This window comes from Flavobacterium sp. CF136, assembly GCF_000282055.1.
Classification (GTDB): Bacteria; Bacteroidota; Bacteroidia; order Flavobacteriales; family Flavobacteriaceae; genus Flavobacterium.
This window is the reverse complement of the sequence record NZ_AKJZ01000089.1, coordinates 1-1517: the sequence shown is the minus strand read 5'-3', so window position 1 is coordinate 1517 and position 1517 is coordinate 1. Positions and strand designations below refer to the sequence as shown.

Genomic DNA, 1517 nt, shown 5'->3' with positions numbered 1-1517 from the left:
TTCGTACAACTGATACCCGCATAAATTTGTTTTTTTTAATTATAATAACAAGTTAATCAATTTTGTTAACGAAAAAACTTAATTTTTTATTAAAACTTTTGTCAATATACATACACAGGCAAACAATGTTTGGCAATCTAATTAAAAGGATGATGAATCTAAATCATACAGGATTGTAAAGGATTAAAATAAGTACAAACTTCAACAGGCTATTTTTCACCTCCAACATCCCAAAAACAAAAGTGGCCGTCTCTCCTTTTGAGACGGCCACTTTTGTTTTTCATACGCTAAAAGATTCTTACAAGTATCCCTGCTTTGTCAGGTAGCGAGTGATCTGCTTCTCTGCTTCCTTAGGGCTAACAATTTTAATCTCGCTGACCTTGGTGTCCATGTTGGTAAACAAGTCTGATTTGCCTATTCCCTGACTCAGGGCTATTGAAGGAATCGTCAGAGTAGCAACTTGAATTTTTTTTGTTGCAGTGTCATTGACTTCCATAGCTTTGTCAACGTTTCGATAGAACGACATTACCCATTCAGAGGTCCAGAGTTTTCTCATCGACATCAAATAAACACCCCCCTGGTAAATTTCGGTTTCCTGAATGATTGATCCTTCCCGTGTCTTGTTCTCACTAATCGGTTTTACCTCAATGGCTGCAGTTGTATCTCTCTTAATGGGCACCATTTTCTTAAGGTAATCCGACTCCGTTTTTTCATAGAGTTGTGCCAGTACTATATCATGGTCATCAAATTTGCTGATATAGTCAGCTTCAGCTTTTGGATCAATAGTGTTGTTTACAATCAGGTCAGACCAGAAATGAAATAGTTCTGCAACAAGTTTGCCCTTATTGTATTCTGTTGTCGGCCGAACCAATGATTTGCCACTAGCCTTGAACTCAATTTTTACACCCGACAGTTTTTTGTACTCTGGGTTTCCTGTAGGATACTTCCATACTTTGATGGTGAATAAAGGATCATCATTGAGAGAACTTACCAATAGGTTGGTCTCCTTAAACAAACTTGATTCTCCCGTAAGTTTTGCATAAGCAACCTTATCTTTAAGGATAACATCTTTCTTTAGTGTGAACTCCTGAGCAGTTGCGGATACAACATAAGAGCATAGAGCAATTGCTAGCATGGACATTTTCATTTTTAACTTTCTCATATTTTTTTATTTATTACTGGTATTTAAACTCGTGTTCCTAGCGGTACAAAAATAAATAAAACGCATACATCCAATAGGATATTTTACATAATTTTAAACTGAATTATCAACAAGAGCTAAGTTGTCAAAGTACAAATAGCTTGTCTAAAAAATGAATATTTTTTTCCTCTTATAAAAGTCTTTCCTGGGAAGCGTCGAACCATTTTTGGTCTGTTCCAATAATATGTGTCGTTTCTTTATGTCTTAAATTTTGTAGTTATTTCATTTGCAATGCAAACTATCAAAAGAGAAGGTAGTACCAAAGAACATGGACAAACGAGAGTCAGTTTTTTTGTAGTTCGACAGAATTGCTCTT

General features: G+C 35.5%; 1 protein-coding gene. It reads right to left on the bottom strand.

What is annotated here, in order from left to right; genetic code table 11:
• Nucleotides 1-298 precede the first annotated feature (298 nt).
• A complete protein-coding gene (locus PMI10_RS19505) occupies nt 299-1162 on the bottom strand; it encodes a hypothetical protein (RefSeq protein ID WP_035632366.1) in 864 nt (287 codons plus the stop codon).
• Between the last annotated feature and the right edge of the window lie 355 nt (nt 1163-1517).